This window comes from Rhodococcus jostii RHA1, from assembly GCF_000014565.1.
GTDB lineage: Bacteria > Actinomycetota > Actinomycetes > Mycobacteriales > Mycobacteriaceae > Rhodococcus_F > Rhodococcus_F jostii_A.
This window is the reverse complement of sequence record NC_008268.1, coordinates 3,941,632-3,963,323: the sequence shown is the minus strand read 5'-3', so window position 1 is coordinate 3,963,323 and position 21,692 is coordinate 3,941,632. Positions and strand designations below refer to the sequence as shown.

Here is a 21,692-nt window from a genome sequence, read left to right as displayed (position 1 = left end):
AGCGGTCAAGCGCCAGTTCCCGATAGGTCGCCCGCGCGCGGTTTCGTCGAAAGGTCGCGCCATCCGGCGAGCACCCTGTGCACGGCCTCGGCGCCGTGCAACGGGTCGGGCGGTGCGGGCAGGTCGGCGGGGTAGATGAGAAAGGGGGTGCTCTGCGGTCCGCCCATACCGCCGTGCGAGCCGACCTGCTCCTCGAACGCCGCGACCTCGTCGGTGTCGGGCCAGTACGCGCCACCGACCATGATGTCGGCGACGTTGTCGAAGGTGTCGGTGCGTCGCACCTTCGCCAGCGCGTCGGGGCCCATCGCCGCGAGCGGGTTCTCACCGGTGACCTCGCCGGTTGTCACGTCGACCTGGCCGTGGGGCCCGAGCACCACGGATCCGCCCGGGGCGGCAACGAGCAGGAAGCCGACCCCGGGATGCTCGCGCAGCCCGGTGAGCAGCCCGGGATGGGCAGCCTCGATGGCGTCGGCATCGGCGCGTCCGGGCAGGTGCGGGAAGTAGATCAGACCGAGATTGCCCGAGCCGAGCACGATCGGCTCACCCGTGGAGGCGTGCGCCTCCTCGCCGGCCGTCGGCGAGTGCACGCTGGCCGCCGCGTAGCCGCGCCCCTCCGCCCCGGGCTGTCGGGAGGCTTCGGATGCGCGCTCGTACCAGTGGCGCTGCACCGCGGCCGGTTCGCGCTGTGCGGCAAGCCGGATGACCAACTGCCCCAAAGTTTCCCCGTAGCGTTGCAGGAAGGTCGCGCCCTGACTCTGCCCGTGGTCGGACAGCACGACGACGCGGTAGGGCCGATCGGCCTGCGCCACCACGGCGAGCAGCATCTCGATGACGTCGTCGAGTTTGGTCAGCACCGCGAGGGTCTCGGGACGGGAGATGCCGGAATGGTGCGACACCTCGTCGTAACCGATCAGGTCGACGTAGACGACGCTGCGCCCCTTGATCAGATCGCCGACCACCGCGGCGGCGGCGACGTCGGTGGCGAGCACGGTCGCGAACGCCCGCACGAACGGATAGACCCCGCCCCGCGGCACCCGCGGCTGGATGTCCTTTCGCTTCTGCCGCAGTGACTGGCGTAGTTCCCGTTGCAGTTCCGCGACCATCCGGATGGACGTGCGCAGCGCGCTCGCCGGGTCCGCGAAATAGTCGCTGTAACCGGCACCGCCGCCGAGGCGGGCACCGCGCATGCGGCTGACGACGAGCACGTTGTCGTGCGCGCCGCCGGTGAACAGATTGCCGCGGCTCGCACCGTCGTGCGCCAGCAGGCCGGGGATGCCGGTTCGCTCGAGTTCGCGCTGCTCGTTGTCGGCCGGGTTGCTGAACACCGAAATGCGCTCGGTCGTCTTGTCGTACCAGCGAAACGCCGGCACGTTGTGGTTGGAACCGTGCAGCACGCCCAGCTGGGTCGCACCCGTCTGACTGCTCCAGTCGGTGTGCCACGGCACCAGCCGGTGGGTCTCGCGCACCAACTTCGCCAGACCGGGCGTCACGCCGTCGGCGATCGCACGACGCAGCACGTCGTACCCGAGGCCGTCGATCTGGATACACAACAGTCCCGGTGACGCGTCCACGAGCGCGGCGTTGCGACGCAACCGGAACCGCTGTCGGCGCACCTGCATCAGTCGGTACGCGGTATCGGAGCGGGACGCGATCGCTCCCGAAACCACGGAGGTGAACAGCGAGAGCAGCGCCGCGAGAACGAATGCGTCGCTCAACTGGTCCACCGACGCGACCGGCACCAGGTACAGCGTCAACAGCATCATCACGCCGCCGGCGAGGAACACCCCGACGAACAGCAGCACCGGGCCGATCCACGACATGAACCGCATGATCACCGGCCACAGCGCGGCGTTGAGCAGGCCGAACACCAACGCGAGCACCAGCGCTGCCGGGAGTGTCGGGATCGGAGTGAAGCTCGACCGGTCCAGGGTGATGCCGCCGAGGATGCGGTCGAGCACGATGAGCGCGAGCGCCGACGACCCCCAGAGCACGAAGAACTCGACGAGCACCCGCACCACGCCGCCCACCGTGCGCATCGCACCGCCTTTCGTCATCTGGAATCGTAAGGGTGTGAGCGCAACGCCGGGTCCAGTTGCCGCCGCACCCGGTGTGCGCTGGCTCGGACATTCCAGCGCGCTGATCGTGGACCGCGGGACGGTCGTCCTGACCGATCCGGTGCTGACCGACCACGTCGCGCACCTACGCCGCCGCCGAGGGCCCGCACCGATCGGGCCGCACGTGCGCAACCCGGACGCCGTCCTGCTCTCGCACCTGCACGCGGACCATGCGCACCTGCCGTCGCTGCGGCTGCTCGATCCCGACGTCCCGATCGTGGCCCCGTGGCGGGCGGTCGACGGCCTGCCCGCGCTGCGCCAGTTCGCCGACCGCCTGGTGCTGCTGAGGCCGGGCGACGAGACAAGGATCGGCAACGTCGCCGTGCGCGCCGTGCCCGCCCTACACGACGGCAGGCGCTGGCCGCGCGGCCCGCAGATCGCGCCCGCGGTCGGGTACGTCGTCGAGGGTGACCGGCGGACCTACTTTGCCGGCGACACCGACCTGTACCCCGACCTCGCCGACCACGTCGGCCCTGTCGACCTCGCGCTGCTACCCGTCGGCGGCTGGGGTCCGACCCTCGGCAAGGGTCACCTCGACCCGACTCGCGCCGCGGTCGTCGCACGCCTGGTGGAGGCGGGCCTGGCGGTGCCGATCCACTACGGCACACTGTGGCCGATCGGCCTCGACGCCGTGCGACCCCGGTTGTTCTTCGGCCCGGGCGGGGAGTTCGTCCACCACGCCGAGCGGGCGGGTGTCGTTGCGGTGGAGTTGCACCCGGGTAGCGAACTCGGGGTGTGAATCCGGTTGCTCCGAAACCGTGTCGATCGACGCGTGGGTGCGCTCCGAGGCGCAAAGACGGCCAAAGCGCTCTGGTCGGCTCCTCGATCGGCGGAAACTGGAGGTGGCAATTTCAAGTCGCACCATCGCCGAGAAGGTGGTGATCCGGGCGGTGTCGATGGACGAGGACGGCGTGCGAAGTCTCTCCCGACATGCGCGGGCGCGTGTGCTGGTTCCGGCGATCCTGCGCCCGGTGTGCGCCACGGCAGTGCTGGTGAGCGCATACTTCCTGCTGCCCTTCACCACGGTCGACAACCTGCGCACCGTGTCCCTGGTGGTCGGGGGTCTCGCTGTGGTCTGCGCGGTGTATGTCTGGCAGATCCGCAGGGTGCTGCGTGCCGAGTACCCGGTCGCGCAGGCGGTCGAGGCGTTGGCCGTCACCGTGGGGGTCTACCTCGTCGCCTACGCGACGACGTACTTTCTGCTCTCGCAATCGGGGCCGGACAACTTCAGCGAAGTATTGACCCGCCTCGACGCCCTCTATTTCACCCTGACGGTATTCACCACAGTCGGATTCGGTGACATCGTGGCCTCCACGGAGACCGCGAGGGCGGTGGTGTCGGCACAACTCATCGGCAACCTGATCCTGATCTCGTTGGGCATCCGGGTGCTGACCGCGTCGGTTCGCTGGCGGCGAAAGCCCGGGATCGCCCGTGACTCGGCGGCGCCCTGACAACCGGTACTCGACGGGTTCGCGACCTAGAGCCGCTCCTCATAGCCCGGCTTCCATGTCGCGACAGCCCAGATCACGAACACGTCCAGCACGATCATGACCACCGACCACCACGGGTAGTGGGGCAGCCACAGAAAATTGGCGAGGAGCGAGAGAGCACAGATCACCATGGCGCCGACACGGGCCCACGTCGCCCCGGTGAACAACATGACACCGACGGCCGCAACGATCACACCGAGCACCAGGTGAATCCAACCCCACGCGGTCGTGTCGAACTGGTAGATGTACTCGGGGCCCGCCACGACGAGGTCGTCCTGCATGAGTGCCGAGATTCCCGACAGCACATGGAGAATTCCGATAGTGAGCAAAACTATCGCCGCCACCATGGACGTCGCGGCCGCGACCCCCTGCTTGACCAACGACTCGTCGGACATGGCGATCCCCTTCCCGGACAAACCTTGGCCTGCAAATATTTTCCGTCGCCGCGTCGAGCAAGGTCAATACGCGCCCGTCCGGTCATCTTCCTGACAAGGGGTGATCCGGCGGAGGATACTTACTTTCGCCAGTTCATTTCGTACGTTGACGAAAGAGGAATGGTCATGTCCGATGAATCGCTGGTCAAGCAAGGTGTGGCAAAGGGAACGTCGATGGGCGGGGCGGTTCTTCTCGTCACCGTCGGCGTGCTCGAATTCCTGCAGGGGATCTCCGCGGTAGCCAAGGACGACGTGATCGTCGTCGGCATCGAGTACACCTACCAATTCGACGTCACTACCTGGGGTTGGATCCATCTCGTGCTCGGCGTGATCGTCGCGGCCGTCGGCGCGGCACTGTTCACCGGGGCTACCTGGGCGCGTGTCGGCGCGATGGTGCTGTGCGCCCTGTCGATCTTCGTCAACTTCCTGTGGCTGCCCTACTACCCCCTGTGGGCGATCACGATCATCGCGCTGAACGCCGTCGTGATCTGGGCGGTCGCCACCTGGAACCCCGAAGTGATCTGATCCGCAATGGAAGACGGCACGAGCACCGGCTCACTCGACAAGGACGAACGCGCCGAACTCCTCCGGTTGCGCGACGAGGTGGCGACGCTGCGCGGACAGGCCGCGGGCGCCGCCGCGGGTGTTCCGGCAGAACCGGTCTCCCGCCCACCCCGGAACGGATTGCGCTGGACGGCGGTGGCGATCCTTCTGGTGCTGGTCGCCGTTCTCGCGCTCGCGTCGGTCACCGCGCGCTTCACGAGAAGTCAGATCCTCGACACCGACCGCTACGTGAGCACGGTGGCCCCCCTGGGTTCGAATCCGGCCCTCCAGGCAGACATCACGAACCAGATCACCGACGAGATCTTCGCCCGAGTCGATGTCGAAGGGCTCACCAAGGAAGCACTGACGGCACTGACCGACGTCTCGAATCTCGCTGCGAACGCGCCCCGGCTGGACGCGGCCGTCGTCGGCCTCGCACCGGTCATCACCAGCCAGGCAAAGAATTTCGTCCACGACACCGTCAGCTCACTCGTGCAGTCCCAGCAGTTCGAGGACCTGTGGATCCAGGCGAACCGTTCGGCGCACAACGCACTCGTGGCGGTGATGACGGGCAACTACGGCCTCAGCTCGGTGGAGGTCGACCAGAGCGGCACCGTCAGCATCTCCCTCGGCACCGTCATCGACAGGGTCAAGGCCGCGCTGACCGAGCGTGGTTTCGCGTTCGCCGACAAGATCCCCTCCGTGGACAAACAATTCGTGCTGTTCCAATCACCCGAACTGGTGAAGGCGCAGCGAGCCGTCAACGCCCTCGACAAGGCCTCGGCGATCCTGCCGTGGCTGGGCATCGCGTGCGCCGCCGCCGCGGTCGCCGTCGCCCCCAGAGGCCGTCGGCTGCGCGCCCTCTCCCTCGCCGGCCTGGCGATCGCACTGGGAATGCTCGTCCTCGCAATCGGGATACTCATCGGACGCGCGATCTACCTCGACAGTGTCCCACCGGACATCCTGTCGCCCGACGCGGCGACGGCGGTCATCGACACCGTCCTGGTGCCGTTGCGGACGAGCCTGCGCGCGGTCGCGGTCCTCGGTCTGGTGATCGCGATCGGAGCCTTCCTCACCGGCGGCTCGTCGTCCGCGACCGCCGTGCGTCGCGGCTATGGTCAGGCACTGGACTTCGTCCGCAAATCCGGCGCGGGCCGACCGCCGAACGAAGTGGAACGGTGGGCCAACCAGCTTCGAGTTCCACTGCGCTGCACCATCATCGGTATAGCGGCTCTGCTTCTGGTGTTCTGGCGCTACCCCACCGGACTGGTCGTGCTGTGGATCGTCTTCATCGCGCTACTCGCGCTCGCGGCCCTCGAACTGCTCATCCGCCCGGCCCGCACAGCCACCGAACAGGACTCGGGATCTACGCCGATGCCTTCGTCGTGAGCGCCCGGCCCCGAAACGTTCTGCGATACGCCGACGGGGGGACGCCGAGCACGGAGCCCATGTGCTGACGCAGGGACACCGCAGTCCCGAAACCGACCTCGCGGGCGATGACGTCGACGGACAGGTCGGTGGTCTCGAGGAGTTGTCGCGCGCGGTCGACCCGGTGGGTGATCAGCCAGCGGTTCGGGGTGGTGCCGACCTCTTCACCGAACCGCCGCGTGAACGTGCGGACGCTCATGTTCGCGTGCGCGGCCAGCCGGCTCAGCGTCAGCGACTCACCCAGCCGATCCAGCGCCCAGTCCCGGGTGGTCGCGGTGGACTCCGCCGTGGTCTCCGGAATCGGCCGCTCGATGTACTGCGCCTGCCCGCCGTCGCGCCACGGTGGGACGACGCAGCGGCGCGCCACCTGATTGGCGACGTCGGAGCCGTGGTCGCGGCGCACGATGTGGAGGCAGAGGTCGAGTCCGGCCGCGACACCTGCCGAGGTGAGGATGTGCCCCTCGTCCACGAACAGCACGTCGGGATCGACCCGGACCCGCGGATAGGTGCGTTGGAAGTGTTCGGCGTTCCGCCAGTGCGTGGTCGCGCGCAATCCGTCGAGCAGCCCGGCCGCGGCGAGGATGTAGGAGCCGGTGCAGATGGAGACGTAGCGCGTGCCGGGCCGGACGAAGGCGAGAGCCGCCTCGAGGTTCGGGGGCAGATGCCCGTCGTCGTAGGCCGGGCCGAGTTCGTAGGACGCCGGGATCACCACCGTGTCGGCCTCGGCCAGCAATTCGGGCCCGTGATCGACGGACACCGAGAAATCGGCGTCCGAACGCACGGGCCGTCCGTCGGCCGTGCAGGTCTGCACCTCGTACAGCGGATTCCCGTCGGCGTCCTGCGCCCGTCCGAAAACTCGCGACGGAATGCCGAGTTCGAACGGGATCACACCGTCCAGGGCGAGCACAACCACACGATGACGTTCGACCATGGCCAGATTCTTTCACATGTTGTCATTCCGGCAACTGTTCCGGCGAGACGACGTCCCGCAGACTTACCGTCGTGACGTCCGAAATCGCGCCCCCGGCACCTCCTGCCCGAACCGCCCCGCCGCGCCTCCACTACGCCTGGCTGGTCGCCGCCGTCGCGTTCCTCGCCCTCGTGGGGGCCGCCAGCTTCCGGGCGGCGCCTTCCATCCTGATCGACCCACTCCACGAGGACTTCGGCTGGTCGCGGGCGAGCATCTCCTCCGCGGTGTCGATCAACCTGGTGCTGTACGGGCTGACCTCGCCGTTCGCGGCGGCGCTCATGGAACGCTTCGGCATGCGGCGGGTGGTCACCGCGGCGCTGGTCCTGGTGTCCGCCGGCAGCGGACTGACCGTCTTCATGACCGCCACCTGGCAACTCGTACTGCTGTGGGGCGTACTCGTCGGGCTGGGCACCGGCTCGATGGCGCTCGCCTTCGTGGCCACCGTCGTCGACCGCTGGTTCGTCGCCCGCCGCGGCCTCGTCACCGGCATCCTCACCGCGGGCAGCGCCGCCGGACAGCTGGTGTTCCTGCCGGTCCTCGCGATGGTCGCCGAGCACTACAACTGGCAGGCCGTGGCGCTGACGGTGTCGTTCGCGGCCCTCGCCGTCGTACCGCTGGTGCTCGTGTTCCTGCGCAACCGGCCGTCCGACGTCGGGACGGTGCCGTACGGCGCCGGACCCGACTACGTCGCGGAACCACCCGCCCCGACCGGTCGCGGCGGTGCCGCGGGCCGGGCCGTGACCGTGCTGGTGTCGGCGGCGCGGACCCGGGTGTTCTGGCTGCTGGCCGGCACGTTCGCCATCTGTGGGGCGAGCACCAACGGACTCGTCGGAACCCACTTCGTCCCGGCCGCGCACGACCACGGCATGCCGGTGACGGCGGCGGCGGGCCTGCTCGCGGTGATCGGGATCTTCGACGTGATCGGCACCATCGCGTCGGGGTGGTTCACCGACCGATTCGATTCACGCAAGCTCCTCGGCATCTACTACCTGCTGCGCGGGATCTCGCTGATGCTGCTGCCGATCCTGTTCGCGAACACCGTGCACCCGCCGATGATCGCGTTCGTCATCTTCTACGGACTCGACTGGGTGGCGACAGTACCCCCGACGGTTGCACTGTGCCGCAAGCACTTCGGTGGGGACGCACCCATCGTGTTCGGCTGGGTGCTGGCGTCGCACCAGATCGGCGCCGGCATCGTGGCGTTCCTCGCGGGACTGGTGCGCGACCAGTTCGGCGGCTACGACTCCGCGTTCTACGTCGCGGGCGGACTGTGCGCGATCGCCGCCGTCATGTCTCTGGCCATCGTCGCGAAACCCCGCAAGATGGCGTCCGAGATGAGTTGACCTGCGCCGAAACCACTCCCCCGGGCGGCCCCGGTTCCTAAGATCGATACATGGCAGCTCAGCGTGCGTCGGACGAGGTCATTGACCGCTCCAAGATCGAGAATCGGGCTCCGTCGGTAGCCGCATTGTTCGTGGATCGGGTGGCCCACTCACCCAACCGCGAGGCGTTCCGATACGTCGACGCGGCGGACCCGAAGCAGTGGTCCAGCGTCACCTGGTCCGAGGCGGGCGACCGTGTACGCAACCTCGCGGCCGGTCTCATCGTCCTCGGTGTGCAGGCCGAGCAGCGGGTGGCACTCGCATCCGCCACCCGCTACGAGTGGGTGCTGGCAGACCTCGCCGTCATGTGCGCGGGCGCCGCCACCACCACGGTCTATCCCACCACCACGGCCGGCGACGTCGCCTACATCGTCGCCAACTCCGGCAGCCGCGTCGTCTTCGCCGAGGACGACGCGCAGCTGGCCAAGCTGCGCGAGAACCGCGGCGAACTCGGCGACGTCGAAAAGGTCGTTCTGATCGACGGCGACCCCGGAGACGACGACTGGGTGATCACGTTCGACCAGCTAAACGACCTCGGCGAAGAATTGCTCGCCGAGACACCCGACGCCGTGCACGACCGGATCGAGGCGATCGCCCCCGACGACCTCGCCACCCTCATCTACACGTCCGGCACCACCGGCAGACCCAAAGGTGTGCGGCTGTCGCACTCGGCGTGGACGTACGAGGCGGCCGCGATCGACGCCACCGGCATCCTCGACGCCGACGACCTGCAATACCTCTGGCTCCCCCTGTCCCATGTGTTCGGGAAGGTCCTGCTCACCCTGCCGCTGCAGATCGGTTTCGCGACGGCGGTCGACGGTCGCGTCGACAAGATCGTGGAGAATCTCGCGGTCGTCAAACCCACGTTCATGGGCGCGGCCCCCCGCATCTTCGAGAAGGCGTATGCGCGGATCGTCTCCACCGTGCGCGAGGAGGGCGGGCTGAAGGAGAAGATCTTCGACTGGGCCGTCGGCGTCGGGCTGCGGGTGTCGAAGGCCAAGCAGGCGGGCAAGAGTCCGTCGCTGCTCGACTCGGTTCAACACGCCGTCGCGGATCGGCTGGTGTACAGCAAGATTCGCGAACGGTTCGGCGGCCGCCTGAAGTTCTTCATCTCCGGTTCCGCGGCGCTCAATCGTGATGTCGCGCAATGGTTCGACGCCGTCGGCATCGTCGTCCTCGAAGGGTACGGGCTGTCCGAGACCAGTGCCGCATCATTCGTCAACCGGCCGTCCGCGTACCGGTTCGGTACCGTCGGCTGGCCCATCCCGGGCACCGAGACCCGGATCGGCGACGACGGTGAAATCCTCATCAAGGGCCCCGGCGTCATGAGCGGATACCACGAGAACCCCGACGCCACCGCCGAAGCGCTCACCGACGACGGCTGGTTCCACACCGGCGACATCGGCGAAATGGACGACAACGGCTACCTGCGGATCACCGACCGCAAGAAGGACATGTTCAAGACGTCCAACGGCAAATACGTCGCACCGTCCGCCGTGGCAGCCACGTTCAAGGGCATCTGCCCGTACGTCGGCGAACTCATCGTCGACGGCGAAGGGAAGTCGTACTGCGTCGCCCTGATCTCCCTCGACGCCGAATCGATCGGCGAATGGGCACAGAATCACGGCCTGGGCGGCAAGTCTCTCGCCGAGATCGCCAACGCCCAGGAGACCCGGAACCTGATCGGCGGATACGTCGAGGAACTCAACGCCGGACTGAACCGGTGGGAGCAGATCAAGAAGTTCCGCATCCTCGACCGGGAACTCACCGTCGAGAACGGCGAGATCACACCGAGCATGAAGCTCAAACGCAAGGTCGTGATGACCAACTTCTCCGACGAACTCCACGATCTCTACAACTGAGTTGACCCTCACGCGACGTCAGGCTGCACGGTAGAGGACGTGAGCGAGAAACACACGGTCGGCGTGGTCGCCAGGCTGGTCGGAGTGAGTGTGCGCACCCTGCACCACTACGACGAGATCGGTCTGGTGACACCGTCCGACCGCACACCCGGTGGGTACCGCAGCTATTCGGACGCCGACGTGGAACGTCTGCACCGCGTGCTGACGTACCGCGAACTGGGTTTCCCCCTCGAGGAGATCGCAGCCCTCCTCGACGACCCGGACGTCGATGCCCTCGCGCATCTACGGCGACAGCACGCGTTGCTGAGCGAACGGATCGATCGCTTACACGAGATGGCTGCAGCCGTGGAGAAGATGATGGAGGCGAGAAGCATGGGCATTCAGCTCACCCCCGAAGAGCAGAACGAAATCTTCGGCGACAACTGGCCGGGCGAGGAGTACGCCGCCGAGGCCGAAGAGCGCTGGGGCGACACCGACGCGTGGAAGCAGTCCCAGCAGCGGTCCGCGAAGATGAGCAAAGAGGACTGGAAGCGAATCAAGGCCGAGGGAGACGCATTCGAGGCGTCGCTCGCGCAGGCGATGGCCGACGGCGTCGAACCCGGTTCCGATCGGGCCAACGCACTCGCCGAGGAACACCGCGCCGGCATCGAACGGTTCTACGACTGCGATTACGCAATGCAGGTGAACCTCGCCGAGATGTATCTCGCCGACGACCGCTTTCGCCGGCACTACGACGACGTCGCCCCCGGTCTCGCGCAGTACGTCCGGGACGTCATCGTCGCGAATGCCGAGCAGCGGTAACGGGAACAGCGCGGACTCGATGACGCACCGTCGTCGAGTTCGCTCCGTTTTTCAGCACTATCCTGGGACCCATGTCCGATGCGCAGCGTCCCAGCCCCCGTCAGTACGTCGGGTATCTGTTCGGTCGCACGCTGCCGGATTCGATGCAGGACTGGGTCCGCAACGACCTCGTCGGGCCGGGAGCCTCGGTGCGGTACGTCCTCCGCTTCATGCTTCCCGTCGCCGCGGTGCTGGCGTTGTTCCTCCTCATCCCCGGTCCCATCTGGATCCCGCTGGCGATGATGGCCCTCCTGCTGCTCCCCCTGCTCTACTTTGCGGTCGCGCTGATGAACATCTACCGTCGCCACCGTCTGCTCAGCCACGGCCTCGATCCGGACCTCGTGGGCGAGAAGGCGCAGCGCCGCGCCGACCGCACGCGCGAGGACTACGAGCGCCGCCACGGCCGCACCGAGGACCAGTAGCGGCAGCATGATGCATCACACTCTCACCTCGACAGTGACGCAGCGCACGTGAACGATCGATAAGTAATGCGTTAAAGTGGCGGCGTCCGAGTGGGTAATCCCACGAACCGCGTACCCCACAGGGTGCAGCGCAGGTTCCGACAGCCTCGACGGGAAGAGCAGTCATAGATGACAGTCACAGATTCGGCGGTCACGCCCGATATTCACACGACGGCGGGAAAGCTCGCCGACCTGCGTAATCGTCAGGCCGAGGCGCAGCACCCGAGCGGTGAAGCCGCGGTCGAAAAGGTCCACGCCAAGGGCAAGCTCACCGCCCGCGAACGCATCACCGCCCTGCTCGACGAGGGCAGCTTCGTCGAACTCGACGCCCTCGCCCGGCACCGCTCGGTGAACTTCGGCCTCGCCGACAACCGCCCCGTCGGCGATGGCGTCGTCACCGGCTACGGCACCGTCGACGGCCGCGACGTCTGCGTGTTCTCCCAGGACGCCACCGTCTTCGGCGGCTCCCTCGGCGAAATCTACGGCGAAAAAATCGTCAAGGTCATGGACCTGGCCCTCAAGACCGGGCGCCCCCTGATCGGCATCAACGAAGGCGCCGGCGCCCGCATCCAGGAAGGCGTCGTCTCCCTCGGCCTCTACGGCGAAATCTTCCACCGCAACGTCCAGGCCTCCGGGGTCATCCCGCAGATCTCCCTGATCATGGGCCCCGCCGCCGGCGGCCACGTCTACTCCCCCGCCCTGACCGACTTCGTCGTCATGGTCGACCAGACCTCCCAGATGTTCGTCACCGGCCCCGACGTCATCAAAACCGTCACCGGCGAAGACGTCACCATGGAAGATCTGGGCGGCGCGCACACCCACATGGTCAAGTCCGGCGTCGCCCACTACGTCGCCTCCGGCGAACAAGACGCCCTCGACTACGTCAAGGACCTGCTGTCCTACCTGCCGTCCAACAATCAGGCCGCGGCCCCCCGGATGCTGCCCACCGACCCGATCACCGGCTCCATCGACGACTCGCTGACCGCCGAGGACCTCGAACTCGACACCCTCATCCCGGACTCGGCGAACCAGCCCTACGACATGCACGAGGTCATCCGCCGCATCCTCGACGACGACGAATTCCTCGAGGTCCAGGCCGAACGCGCCGGCAACATCGTCGTCGGCTTCGGCCGCGTCGACGGCCGTAGCGTCGGGATCGTCGCCAACCAGCCCACCGTCTTCGCCGGCTGCCTCGACATCGACGCCTCCGAAAAAGCCGCCCGCTTCGTGCGCACCTGCGACGCGTTCAACGTCCCCATCATCACCCTCGTCGACGTCCCCGGCTTCCTGCCCGGCACCGACCAGGAATACAACGGCATCATCCGCCGCGGCGCGAAACTGCTCTACGCCTACGGCGAGGCCACCGTCGGGAAGATCACCGTCATCACCCGCAAGGCCTACGGCGGCGCCTACGACGTGATGGGCTCCAAGCACATGGGCGCCGACGTCAACCTCGCCTGGCCCACCGCCCAGATCGCCGTCATGGGCGCCTCCGGCGCCGTCGGCTTCGTCTACCGCAAACGCCTCCTCGAGGCCGCCCGCAACGGCGACGACGTCGACGCCCTGCGCCTGCAACTGCAACAGGAATACGAGGACACCCTCGTCAACCCGTACGTCGCCGCCGAACGCGGCTACGTCGACGCCGTCATCCCCCCGTCCCACACCCGCGGACAGATCGTGGCCGCCCTGCGCCTCCTCGAACGCAAGATGGTCACCCTCCCGCCCAAGAAGCATGGGAACATCCCCCTATGAGCGGCGGCGAATCGTTTGGCACCTTGACCGCAGAATTGGCGGTTGACGAGGTGCTCGACGAGATCGCGCTGGACGCCGACATCGCTGAAGAGCCGCCGGCGGCGCCGGCCGTGACGTTCACGGGCAACCCGAGCGACACCGACATCGCCGCGGTGCTCGCAGTGTTCGCTGCGATCGCCTCGTCCGGTTCCGCGGCGGAAGCGCCCGCGTCCGATAACGATTCGTGGGGCACTCCCGCCCTCATTCTGCGTCGGCAAGTAGCCGCCGCTGCCGTCCTGGTCAACGCAGGCTACTGAAACTGTAGAAAAGGGAAGACATTTCGATGAGTAGTGCACGTATTTCCAAGGTGCTCGTCGCGAACCGCGGTGAGATTGCAGTGCGGGTGATCCGGGCCGCCGCCGATGCCGGCCTGGCCAGCGTCGCCGTCTACGCCGAACCCGACGCCGACGCCCCGTTCGTGCGCCTGGCCGACGAAGCATTCGCCCTCGGCGGGCAGACCTCCGCCGAGTCCTACCTGGTGTTCGACAAAATCTTGGACGCTGCCGCCAAGTCCGGCGCCGACGCCATCCACCCCGGCTACGGTTTCCTCTCCGAGAACGCCGACTTCGCGCAGGCCGTGATCGACGCCGGCCTGATCTGGATCGGCCCCTCCCCGCAATCGATCCGCGACCTCGGCGACAAGGTCACCGCCCGGCACATCGCCGAAAAAGCCAAGGCCCCGATGGCCGCCGGCACCAAGGACCCCGTCAAGAACGCCGACGAGGTCATCGCCTTCGCCCAGGAATACGGGGTCCCCGTCGCCATCAAGGCCGCGTTCGGCGGCGGCGGCCGCGGCATGAAGGTCGCCCACACCATCGAGGAAATCCCCGAACTGTTCGACTCCGCCACCCGCGAGGCCGTCGCCGCGTTCGGCCGCGGCGAATGCTTCGTCGAACAGTATCTGGACAAGGCCCGCCACGTCGAAGCCCAGGTCATCGCCGACCAGCACGGCAACGTCATCGTCGCCGGCACCCGCGACTGCTCCCTGCAACGCCGCTTCCAGAAACTCGTCGAGGAGGCCCCCGCCCCGTTCCTCACCGACGACCAACGCCACCGCATCCACACCTCCGCCAAGGCCATCTGCAAAGAGGCCGGCTACTACGGCGCCGGCACCGTCGAATACCTCGTCCAGGGCGACACCGTCTCCTTCCTCGAGGTCAACACCCGCCTGCAGGTCGAACACCCCGTCACCGAGGAAACCGCCGGCATCGACCTGGTCCTGCAACAGTTCAAGATCGCCAACGGTGAACGCCTCGACCTCACCGAGGACCCCACCCCCCGCGGCCACGCCTTCGAATTCCGCATCAACGGCGAGGACGCCGGCCGCGGCTTCCTGCCCGCCCCCGGCCCGGTCACCAAGTTCGTGCCCCCCACCGGCCCCGGCGTCCGGATGGACTCCGGCGTCGAAACCGGCTCGGTGATCGGCGGCCAGTTCGACTCCATGCTCGCCAAACTCATCGTCACCGGCGCCACCCGCGACGAGGCCCTGGCCCGCGCCCGCCGCGCCCTCGCCGAATTCCAGGTCGAAGGCCTGGCCACCGTCATCCCGTTCCACCGGGCCGTCGTCTCCGACCCCGCCTTCATCGGCGACGGCACCTCCTTCGACGTCTACACCAAGTGGATCGAAACCGAATGGGACAACCAGATCGAACCGTTCACCGGCACCCAGCCGATCGACGAGGACGACACCCTGCCCCGGCAGAACGTCGTCGTCGAGGTCGGCGGCCGCCGCGTCGAGGTGTCCCTGCCCGGCCAGTTCACCCTCGGCACCGGCGGCGGTGCCGCACCCGGGGCGGTCCGCAAGAAGCCCAAGGCCCGCACCCGCGGCGGCGCCCACGGCGGCGCCGCCTCCGGTGACGCCGTCACCGCCCCGATGCAGGGCACCGTCGTCAAGGTCGCCGTCGAAGAAGGCCAACAAGTCGCCGAGGGCGACCTCATCGCCGTCCTCGAGGCCATGAAGATGGAAAACCCCGTCAACGCCCACAAGGCCGGCGTCGTCACCGGCCTCGCCGTCGAACCCGGCGCCGCCATCACCCAGGGCACCGTCCTCGCCGAACTGAAATAGCTTGTGAGTACTTGTCAACCGCCCGCGGTTGGCAAGTACTCACGGGTGGCGGCCGTGCATGGCGGCCGTCACCCGCGCCGCGGCGTCGCGGACCATTTCACCGATCTCCGCCGTGCGCACACCCGACATCGGCCGGGACGCGTCGGCGACGCACAGCACGACCGCGGGTTCACTGTCACGGTTGAATGCCGCCGCATTGATCGACAGCGGTTGGTAGCTGCCCTCCGGGTCGATGTCACCGACCACCGCATCCGCCGACAACAATTTGCGCGCCTCCCGCAACGCGACGGTCGAGCGGTGCCCGCCCACACCGCGACCGCGGAGTTCCGACACGGCATCCGCGAGCGAATGCTGTTGCTGCTCCATGCATTCCATCGCGTATCCGCGCTCCCGGACGAGCGCGAGGGCCGGCTCGTATGTTGCCCGCAGCACGTCCACGTCGACTCCGAGATTCTGCCCGCCGAGGGCATACCATTCCTCGCGCCGTTCCGGCGGATACCAGGCCGCGATCCCCGAACCGATGGGCGGCGCGAGCAGCACCTTGTCGCCGAGCCGCAGACCCAGGGTTCCGCGGCGTCCCCCGACCGGCTGCACCACCTCCGCGACCACCACGTCGCTGCCCGATTGTACGAACGCGATGGACGCCATGTCGGACGCGTCGGCCAGTTCGTGCATCACCGACCGCGCGAGGTCGACGACGTCCGTGGCCGTCTCGGCGGCGCGCCCGACCGGGATCAGCGCCGGCCCGAGACGGTAGGTCTTGCGGCTGGGGTGCCGGATGAGCCAACCGGCCTCGGTCAGGGCCACGACCATCGGATAGCAGGTGGCCTTCGCGACGCCGAGGTGCCGGGCGATGTCGGCGAGGCTGCGGGGCGTCTCCGGCTCGTCTGCCAGGAGTTCCGTGAGCATCACGATACGTTCGGTCTGCGGTGAATTTCGTGCCATGTGTTTGCATAATGCCACTCTGGCGGCGCACTGTGACGAGGGATACAGTCGAGCTGTCTGAACGATCGCTAAATTGCCTGGCCATCCGTCACAGCCGCTGCAGGAAGTGAAACTCATGAAACGCTTCGATCTACGTCGCCGGACCGACCGACTCGATCCCGAGACGCAGCACGAAGAGATGTACCGGATTCTCGCCACTCAGGAATTTCCCTGGGACATCAACCAAGCCCTCAGCTTCGCGCTGTTCCGGACGTACGCCGTGCCCACCATCGGCCGGTTGCTGTTCGAGACCGGCGAGTTCACCGAACGCGTGCAGAAGCGCTACGACGACACCGGACTGATCCTCGACGCCGTTCTCGAACACGGCTTCACCAGCGATCCCGGTCGCGTCGCCATCCGCCGGATGAACCAGATGCACGGCTCCTACGACATCTCCAACGACGACATGCGGTACGTGCTGTCGACGTTCGTGGTGACCCCGGTGCGCTGGATCGACGACTTCGGCTGGCGGAAACTCACCCGCAACGAGATCGTCGGGTCCACCAACTATTACCGTGCGCTCGGCAAGTACATGGGCATCAAGCAGATTCCCGAGACCTTCGAGGCGTTCGAGAAATTCCTCGACGACTACGAGCGTGACCACTTTCTCTTCGACCGGGGTGGCCGCGCCGTCGCCGACTCGACGCTCGAACTCCTCTGCACGTTCCCGCCGAACAACCTCGCGCCCGCCGCCCTGATCAAGCGCTTCTCCTGGGCACTCATGGACGATCCGCTTCTCGACGCGTTCGCCTACCGCAGACCGTCCCGCCTCGCGCGGACTTTGTCGCGGGGTGCGTTGAAGGCCCGCGCCCGCCTCGTCCGGTTCTACCCCGTGCGCACCGAGCCCAAGTTCGCCCGCGACCTTCCCAACATTCGCAGCTACCCGACCGGGTACGAAGTGGAGAAACTGGGCACCTTCCCCAGAACCTGCCCCGTGCAGCACACCAACGGTACGGTCGCGCGGGAAAACACCGCATCCTGAACCGCTTTGGAAGCGTGATCGACGGAAAGCCGTGTGTTCGAACTATTTTCGGACACACGGTGAATGGGGGCGGATACCACCGGGTTCTGCCGTAACGTGGCTGCGCGTAGAGACCGTCGACAGGAAGGGATTTTGTGCACTTCTCGCGAGGGACCCTGACCATTGCCGCACTGGCAGGAGCGGCCTCACTCGCTCTGGCCCCCATGGCAACCGCCGCCACCACCTATCAGATCAACGTCGTCCCACCGATCGGAACCGTCTACGCCAACAACCTGGTGACGCTCGGTGCGCTCGTCACCCCCACCCCGACGGGGACGGACGGCACCACCCCGGTCGAGCTGGAACTCACCGACCCCTCCGGCGACGTGACCGCGCGGTCGATCCCCCTCACCCTGGGCGCCGGGACGGCCGCGATCCGGACCCACGAGGCCGGCCGCTACACCGCCGTCTTCACGTTCGCGCCACCGAACGGCGAGCCGACCGAGACGACGACGGAATTCGATGCCGTCGCGTCACCGGGGCTGGGCCTGGGGAGCTGACAACCGAAACTGCCGAGACGCATCGCCGGTCAGACGCCGGCGGTGCGCCTCTTCTTCGGCTTGACGGGAGCTTCGATGGACCCCACGGTCTTCATCGCGATCTCGACGTACTTGCGGGCCACCGCGTCCGGGGTCAGCTTGCCCTCGGCGTGATACCAGCGCGGAATCGACTGGCACATACCGAGGAGCGCCCGCGTCGTCTCCGCCGCATCCGACACGTCGAAGAGCTCCCGCTTCTTGCCTTCCTTGACTATCTCGAGGACCAGTTCCTCCACACCCTTGCGGACCGTGCGGTAACGCTGCCGGTTCTCCGGGCTCAGGTAGCGCACCTCGCTCTCGAGCGCCGCAAGACGGGATCGCATGGTCATCCGCAGCACGATCGCCTCGATGACGTTGGCGAGTCGCTGCACCGGATCGTCGCCGCCATCGGCGCTCGCGGCGTGGGCACGCTCGAGGACGTCGCTGGTGGAGAGCTCCAGGAGCGCCAGGAGAACGGCCTCCTTGTTCTCGTGGTGGTAATAGAGAGCGGGTACCGTGACACCGACTCGGCGGGCGATGTCGCGCACCGAGGTGCCGTGGAAACCGTGCTCGTAGAACGCGTCGAGGGAGGCGCTGAGGATCGGCGTCAACTTCGTGGGTTCGAGGCGGCGCCAGTCCGCTGCGTTGCCGACCTCGGTGGGCGTCGCACCCTTGGATGAGCTGACCATCGAAGACCTATCTACCGCTCGCTATGCCAGGACGGGTCAAGTGTAGCTGTTCAGATAGTCGGCGAAGGTCTGCGGCGGCCGTCCGGTGAGCGTCTCGACATCCCCCGTCACGACCGCCAACTCACCGGCCGCGATCGCTGCGTACGAGGTCACCCACCCTGCGACCTCGAAATCCGGCGCCCCGAAGTGGGCGCGGGACGCGTACGCCTCGTCCAGCGTCTCGTCCTCGAACCGCACCGAACGTCCGGTCACCCTCGTGATCGTCTCGGCGGCCTCGGTGAGGGTGAACGCCTCCGGCCCGGTCAGCCGGTAGGTGACGCCGTCGTGGTCGCCGTTGCCGGTGGTGAGGACCGCCGTCACCGCATCGGCGACGTCGTCGGGCGCGACCGCGCTCACCCGGCCGTCCCCGGCGGGACCCCGGATGACGCCCTGATCGTCGGCCATCAGCGGGATCATCGACTGGTACCAGCTGTCCTGCAGGAACGTGTACTTCAGCCCGGACTCCCGGATGTGCTGCTCCGTGAAGTAGTGGTCGCGCCCGAACGTGAACGTGCACTCGGGCGCCGCGCCCAGAAACGACAGGTAGACGATCCGCTCCACCCCGGCGGCACGGGCGGCGTCCACGGCGGTGCGGTGCTCCTCGCGGCGGGTGGCGCTCTCGTGTCCCGAGACCAGGAACAGCAACCGGACGCCGTCCAGCGCGGCGGTCATCGCCGGACCGTCGGCATACGTGGCCACCGCGAACGCGGAGTCGTAATGCTCGGCCAGCGGCTCGAGCCGCTGCGCGTTCCGCCCGATCAGCCGGACCCCGGCGCCGCCGCCGAGCCGCTCGAGCACCTTGCCGCCGATCGACCCCGTGGCTCCTGTCACTGCAATGGTCATGCCCCGCATTCTCCCAGCGCCGGCCCTCTATCCTGACGCGTATGACTGAACCCGTGGCAACCGCTGACCTGGCAGACGAGATCGGACCCGACATCCGGAGCTGCGACACGCAGTTCATCCAGTTCGGCGGCCGTGAAGTGTTCTCCGGCCCCATCACGACCATCAAGTGCTTCCAGGACAACCTGCTGGTCAAGCAGACCCTCGGCGAACCCGGCAACGGCGGCGTCCTGGTGGTCGACGGTGACGCCAGCATCCACACCGCCCTGGTCGGCGACATCATCGCCGGACGCGGCGTCGACAACGGCTGGGCCGGTGTGATCGTCAACGGCGCGGTCCGCGACTCGGCGATCCTGAAGACCCTCGACATCGGTGTCAAGGCACTGGGCACCAACCCCCGCAAGAGCACCCAGACCGGCTCCGGCGAGAAGAACGTCCCGATCGAGATCGGCGGCGTCACGTTCAATCCCGGCGAGACCGTCTACAGCGATCAGGACGGCGTCGTCGTCCGCTGACCCGACGAGAACCGCGCGAACCCCGAGGAGGCGTCGATGTCCGACGAAATCCGTTCCAAGGTAGCCGGGCTGATGCCCGCGGCCCGTGACGAACTCGCCGAACTGGTGGCGATGCGGTCGGTGGCCGATCCGCGGCAGTTCCCACCGGAGGAATGCGTTCGCGCCGCCGAATGGGTCCGGGACGCCTTCCTCGGGGCCGGAATCGGACAAGTCGAACTGCTCGAGACATCCGACGGGTCACACGCCGTCGTCGGACATCAGCCCGCGCCCGCCGGGGCCCCGACGGTACTGCTGTACTGCCACTACGACGTTCAACCGCCCGGCGACGAGAAACTCTGGCACACCGACCCCTTCACCCTCACCGAGCGAGACGGCCGCTGGTACGGGCGCGGCGCTGCCGACTGCAAGGGCAACATCGTGATGCACCTGCTGGCGCTGCGCGCACTCGGCACCCCGTTCCCCGTCGGCATCAGAATCGTCGCCGAAGGATCCGAGGAGATGGGCACCGGCGGGCTCGAGAACCTCGTCGAGGCCAGGCCCGAACTCTTCGACGCCGACATGATCCTCGTCGTCGACACCGGAAACGCCGCGGTCGGCAGCCCGACCGTCACCACGACGCTGCGCGGCATCGCGAACGTCGTGGTCCACGTCGAGACCCTGGCCGGGGAGGTGCATTCGGGCATGTTCGGCGGGCCCGCCCCCGACGCGCTGGCCGCCCTCGTCCAGATGCTCGCCACCCTGCGTGACGCGGACGGCAACACCGTCGTCGACGGGCTCGAGTCGGACCAGAAGTGGACGGGCGTCGACTACCCCGAGGCGCAGTTCCGCACCGACGCCGGCGTGCTCGACGGTGTGCGTCTCGCCGGTTCGAGTTCCGTCGCCGACGCCGTGTGGGCACGGCCGGCGCTGACGATCCTCGGCATCGACTGCCCGCCGGTGGTCGGCTCTGCCGCCGCCATCCCGCCGCGCGCATCGGCGCGCCTCAACCTGCGGGTGCCACCCGGAATGGACCCGCGGAACGCGCAGGACGCGCTCGCCGCGCACCTCGAGAACGCCGCCCCGTGGGATGCGCGGGTGACGGTGGAACGCGAAGCGGTGGGCTCCCCGTTCCGCGCCACCACCGACGGTCCCGGCTACGCGGCCCTCGGTGCGGCGATGGAGGAGGCGTTCGGGAAGGAACTCGGAACCGCCGGGCAGGGCGGCTCCATCCCACTGTGCAACGTCTTCTCCGCCGTCCTCCCGACAGCGGAGATCGCCCTGATCGGGGTGGAGGAACCGCGCTGCCTCATCCACGCCCCCAACGAAAGTGTGGATCCCGGCGAAATCGAGAACCTCGCCGTCGCCGAAGCGCTGTTCCTGCAGAGATTCGCGACCGCCGGCCGTCAGGACTGAGAACTCACCCGAGCCGTCATCCCACCGATCTCCACGACGTCCCCGTCCCGTAACTGCCGCCCCCGCCGCACCTCGACCTCTCCGTTCACCGACACGAGTCCGTCGGCGATCACTTCCTTCGCCTCGGCACCCGACTCGATGAGGTTGGCGAGCTTGAGGAATTGGCCGAGTCGGATGGATTCGTCGCGGATCGGGACGGCGTCGTGGATGTCGGACATGCCTCTATCTTCCCTCTCGACCCAAATCGCGGCCCGACGGCTCACACTGAACACTGGAACACCTGTCTCCCGTGATCGGTACGTATCTCTCGCCGG

At 67.6% G+C, this 21,692-nt stretch carries 22 protein-coding genes; 15 read left to right on the top strand and 7 right to left on the bottom strand.

The features are described from left to right. Positions 1 to 5: 5 nt before the first annotated feature. A complete protein-coding gene (locus tag RHA1_RS18210) occupies positions 6 to 2,036 on the bottom strand; it encodes a phage holin family protein (RefSeq protein WP_050787502.1) in 2,031 nt (676 codons plus the stop codon). A gap of 34 nt (positions 2,037 to 2,070) precedes the next feature. Between RHA1_RS18210 and RHA1_RS18205 the strand changes: the two genes are divergently transcribed. Continuing rightward, positions 2,071 to 2,853: an MBL fold metallo-hydrolase gene (locus RHA1_RS18205; protein ID WP_050787501.1), complete on the top strand. Its 783-nt coding sequence runs from the start codon at positions 2,071 to 2,073 to the stop codon at positions 2,851 to 2,853. 103 nt (positions 2,854 to 2,956) lie between these two features. Continuing rightward, complete coding sequence (locus tag RHA1_RS18200; protein WP_016884676.1) at positions 2,957 to 3,565, top strand: potassium channel family protein; 609 nt, start codon at positions 2,957 to 2,959, stop codon at positions 3,563 to 3,565. Positions 3,566 to 3,591: 26 nt separating this feature from the next. Here RHA1_RS18200 and RHA1_RS18195 read toward each other — a convergent pair whose 3' ends face one another. Continuing rightward, entirely contained in the window at positions 3,592 to 3,999 is a 408-nt protein-coding gene (locus RHA1_RS18195; protein ID WP_011596316.1) for a DUF7144 family membrane protein, read from the bottom strand. A gap of 165 nt (positions 4,000 to 4,164) precedes the next feature. Here RHA1_RS18195 and RHA1_RS18190 point away from each other — a divergent pair, with 165 nt between their 5' ends. Both RHA1_RS18190 and RHA1_RS18185 read left to right on the top strand, forming a co-directional pair. Continuing rightward, positions 4,165 to 4,563 carry a DUF7144 family membrane protein gene (locus RHA1_RS18190; RefSeq protein ID WP_009476818.1) on the top strand — a complete coding sequence of 133 codons (399 nt, stop codon included), beginning with the start codon at positions 4,165 to 4,167 and terminating at the stop codon, positions 4,561 to 4,563. A 6-nt stretch (positions 4,564 to 4,569) separates the two neighbouring features. Further along, the gene (locus tag RHA1_RS18185; protein ID WP_009476817.1) at positions 4,570 to 5,970 is read left to right on the top strand and encodes a hypothetical protein; all 1,401 of its coding nucleotides are present in this window, start codon (positions 4,570 to 4,572) and stop codon (positions 5,968 to 5,970) included. Here RHA1_RS18185 and RHA1_RS18180 read toward each other — a convergent pair. Next, positions 5,948 to 6,940 carry a GlxA family transcriptional regulator gene (locus tag RHA1_RS18180; protein WP_011596315.1) on the bottom strand — a complete coding sequence of 331 codons (993 nt, stop codon included), beginning with the start codon at positions 6,938 to 6,940 and terminating at the stop codon, positions 5,948 to 5,950. The two genes, RHA1_RS18185 and RHA1_RS18180, sit on opposite strands and share 23 nt — an antisense overlap. Before the next feature lie 71 nt (positions 6,941 to 7,011). Here RHA1_RS18180 and RHA1_RS18175 point away from each other — a divergent pair, with 71 nt between their 5' ends. The 7 genes from RHA1_RS18175 (at position 7,012) to RHA1_RS18145 (ending at position 15,380) form a co-directional block, all read left to right on the top strand. Next, positions 7,012 to 8,322, top strand: a complete 1,311-nt coding sequence (locus RHA1_RS18175) for an MFS transporter (RefSeq protein ID WP_011596314.1) — start codon at positions 7,012 to 7,014, stop codon at positions 8,320 to 8,322. A gap of 50 nt (positions 8,323 to 8,372) precedes the next feature. Next, positions 8,373 to 10,223: an AMP-dependent synthetase/ligase gene (locus RHA1_RS18170; RefSeq protein WP_011596313.1), complete on the top strand. Its 1,851-nt coding sequence runs from the start codon at positions 8,373 to 8,375 to the stop codon at positions 10,221 to 10,223. Between the two features lie 39 nt (positions 10,224 to 10,262). Next, positions 10,263 to 11,024 carry a MerR family transcriptional regulator gene (locus RHA1_RS18165; RefSeq protein WP_009476813.1) on the top strand — a complete coding sequence of 254 codons (762 nt, stop codon included), beginning with the start codon at positions 10,263 to 10,265 and terminating at the stop codon, positions 11,022 to 11,024. 71 nt (positions 11,025 to 11,095) lie between these two features. Then, a complete protein-coding gene (locus tag RHA1_RS18160; protein ID WP_009476812.1) occupies positions 11,096 to 11,485 on the top strand; it encodes a DUF5313 family protein in 390 nt (129 codons plus the stop codon). A 168-nt stretch (positions 11,486 to 11,653) separates the two neighbouring features. Next, a complete protein-coding gene (locus tag RHA1_RS18155) occupies positions 11,654 to 13,276 on the top strand; it encodes an acyl-CoA carboxylase subunit beta (protein ID WP_011596312.1) in 1,623 nt (540 codons plus the stop codon). A gap of 23 nt (positions 13,277 to 13,299) precedes the next feature. Next, entirely contained in the window at positions 13,300 to 13,572 is a 273-nt protein-coding gene (locus RHA1_RS18150) for an acyl-CoA carboxylase epsilon subunit (RefSeq protein WP_237726922.1), read from the top strand. A gap of 26 nt (positions 13,573 to 13,598) precedes the next feature. After that, entirely contained in the window at positions 13,599 to 15,380 is a 1,782-nt protein-coding gene (locus RHA1_RS18145) for an acetyl/propionyl/methylcrotonyl-CoA carboxylase subunit alpha (protein ID WP_011596310.1), read from the top strand. A gap of 39 nt (positions 15,381 to 15,419) precedes the next feature. On the opposite strand, the gene RHA1_RS18140 is transcribed toward RHA1_RS18145, so the two are convergent. Further along, positions 15,420 to 16,325 carry an IclR family transcriptional regulator gene (locus RHA1_RS18140; protein ID WP_041811667.1) on the bottom strand — a complete coding sequence of 302 codons (906 nt, stop codon included), beginning with the start codon at positions 16,323 to 16,325 and terminating at the stop codon, positions 15,420 to 15,422. Positions 16,326 to 16,440: 115 nt separating this feature from the next. On the opposite strand from RHA1_RS18140, the gene RHA1_RS18135 reads away from it, so the two are divergent. Both RHA1_RS18135 and RHA1_RS18130 read left to right on the top strand, forming a co-directional pair. Beyond that, on the top strand, positions 16,441 to 17,346 hold the full coding sequence (locus RHA1_RS18135) for an oxygenase MpaB family protein (protein ID WP_009476808.1): 906 nt from the start codon (positions 16,441 to 16,443) through the stop codon (positions 17,344 to 17,346). A 134-nt stretch (positions 17,347 to 17,480) separates the two neighbouring features. Beyond that, complete coding sequence (locus RHA1_RS18130; protein ID WP_011596308.1) at positions 17,481 to 17,885, top strand: hypothetical protein; 405 nt, start codon at positions 17,481 to 17,483, stop codon at positions 17,883 to 17,885. Between the two features lie 29 nt (positions 17,886 to 17,914). Here RHA1_RS18130 and RHA1_RS18125 read toward each other — a convergent pair whose 3' ends face one another. Then, positions 17,915 to 18,592: a TetR/AcrR family transcriptional regulator gene (locus RHA1_RS18125; RefSeq protein WP_009476806.1), complete on the bottom strand. Its 678-nt coding sequence runs from the start codon at positions 18,590 to 18,592 to the stop codon at positions 17,915 to 17,917. A gap of 36 nt (positions 18,593 to 18,628) precedes the next feature. Next, complete coding sequence (locus RHA1_RS18120) at positions 18,629 to 19,474, bottom strand: SDR family oxidoreductase (RefSeq protein WP_011596307.1); 846 nt, start codon at positions 19,472 to 19,474, stop codon at positions 18,629 to 18,631. A gap of 41 nt (positions 19,475 to 19,515) precedes the next feature. On the opposite strand from RHA1_RS18120, the gene rraA reads away from it, so the two are divergent. Together rraA and RHA1_RS18110 are read left to right on the top strand one after the other, a co-directional pair. Next, entirely contained in the window at positions 19,516 to 19,986 is a 471-nt protein-coding gene (rraA, locus tag RHA1_RS18115) for a ribonuclease E activity regulator RraA (RefSeq protein WP_005563989.1), read from the top strand. Between the two features lie 36 nt (positions 19,987 to 20,022). After that, positions 20,023 to 21,378, top strand: a complete 1,356-nt coding sequence (locus RHA1_RS18110; protein WP_011596306.1) for a dipeptidase — start codon at positions 20,023 to 20,025, stop codon at positions 21,376 to 21,378. Here RHA1_RS18110 and RHA1_RS18105 read toward each other — a convergent pair. Further along, positions 21,369 to 21,596: an RNA-binding S4 domain-containing protein gene (locus tag RHA1_RS18105; protein WP_005263380.1), complete on the bottom strand. Its 228-nt coding sequence runs from the start codon at positions 21,594 to 21,596 to the stop codon at positions 21,369 to 21,371. The two genes, RHA1_RS18110 and RHA1_RS18105, sit on opposite strands and share 10 nt — an antisense overlap. Positions 21,597 to 21,692 lie beyond the last annotated feature (96 nt).

Coding starts and splice junctions, on each gene's coding strand:
- RHA1_RS18210 (WP_050787502.1), bottom strand. CDS start 2,036: ATGCGCACGGTGGGCGGCGTGGTGCGGGTGCTCGTCGAGTTCTTCGTG.
- RHA1_RS18195 (WP_011596316.1), bottom strand. CDS start 3,999: ATGTCCGACGAGTCGTTGGTCAAGCAGGGGGTCGCGGCCGCGACGTCC.
- RHA1_RS18190 (WP_009476818.1), top strand. CDS start 4,165: ATGTCCGATGAATCGCTGGTCAAGCAAGGTGTGGCAAAGGGAACGTCG.
- RHA1_RS18185 (WP_009476817.1), top strand. CDS start 4,570: ATGGAAGACGGCACGAGCACCGGCTCACTCGACAAGGACGAACGCGCC.
- RHA1_RS18180 (WP_011596315.1), bottom strand. CDS start 6,940: ATGGTCGAACGTCATCGTGTGGTTGTGCTCGCCCTGGACGGTGTGATC.
- RHA1_RS18170 (WP_011596313.1), top strand. CDS start 8,373: ATGGCAGCTCAGCGTGCGTCGGACGAGGTCATTGACCGCTCCAAGATC.
- RHA1_RS18160 (WP_009476812.1), top strand. CDS start 11,096: ATGTCCGATGCGCAGCGTCCCAGCCCCCGTCAGTACGTCGGGTATCTG.
- RHA1_RS18155 (WP_011596312.1), top strand. CDS start 11,654: ATGACAGTCACAGATTCGGCGGTCACGCCCGATATTCACACGACGGCG.
- RHA1_RS18145 (WP_011596310.1), top strand. CDS start 13,599: ATGAGTAGTGCACGTATTTCCAAGGTGCTCGTCGCGAACCGCGGTGAG.
- RHA1_RS18140 (WP_041811667.1), bottom strand. CDS start 16,325: ATGGCACGAAATTCACCGCAGACCGAACGTATCGTGATGCTCACGGAA.
- RHA1_RS18135 (WP_009476808.1), top strand. CDS start 16,441: ATGAAACGCTTCGATCTACGTCGCCGGACCGACCGACTCGATCCCGAG.
- RHA1_RS18125 (WP_009476806.1), bottom strand. CDS start 18,592: ATGGTCAGCTCATCCAAGGGTGCGACGCCCACCGAGGTCGGCAACGCA.
- RHA1_RS18120 (WP_011596307.1), bottom strand. CDS start 19,474: ATGACCATTGCAGTGACAGGAGCCACGGGGTCGATCGGCGGCAAGGTG.
- rraA (WP_005563989.1), top strand. CDS start 19,516: ATGACTGAACCCGTGGCAACCGCTGACCTGGCAGACGAGATCGGACCC.
- RHA1_RS18110 (WP_011596306.1), top strand. CDS start 20,023: ATGTCCGACGAAATCCGTTCCAAGGTAGCCGGGCTGATGCCCGCGGCC.
- RHA1_RS18105 (WP_005263380.1), bottom strand. CDS start 21,596: ATGTCCGACATCCACGACGCCGTCCCGATCCGCGACGAATCCATCCGA.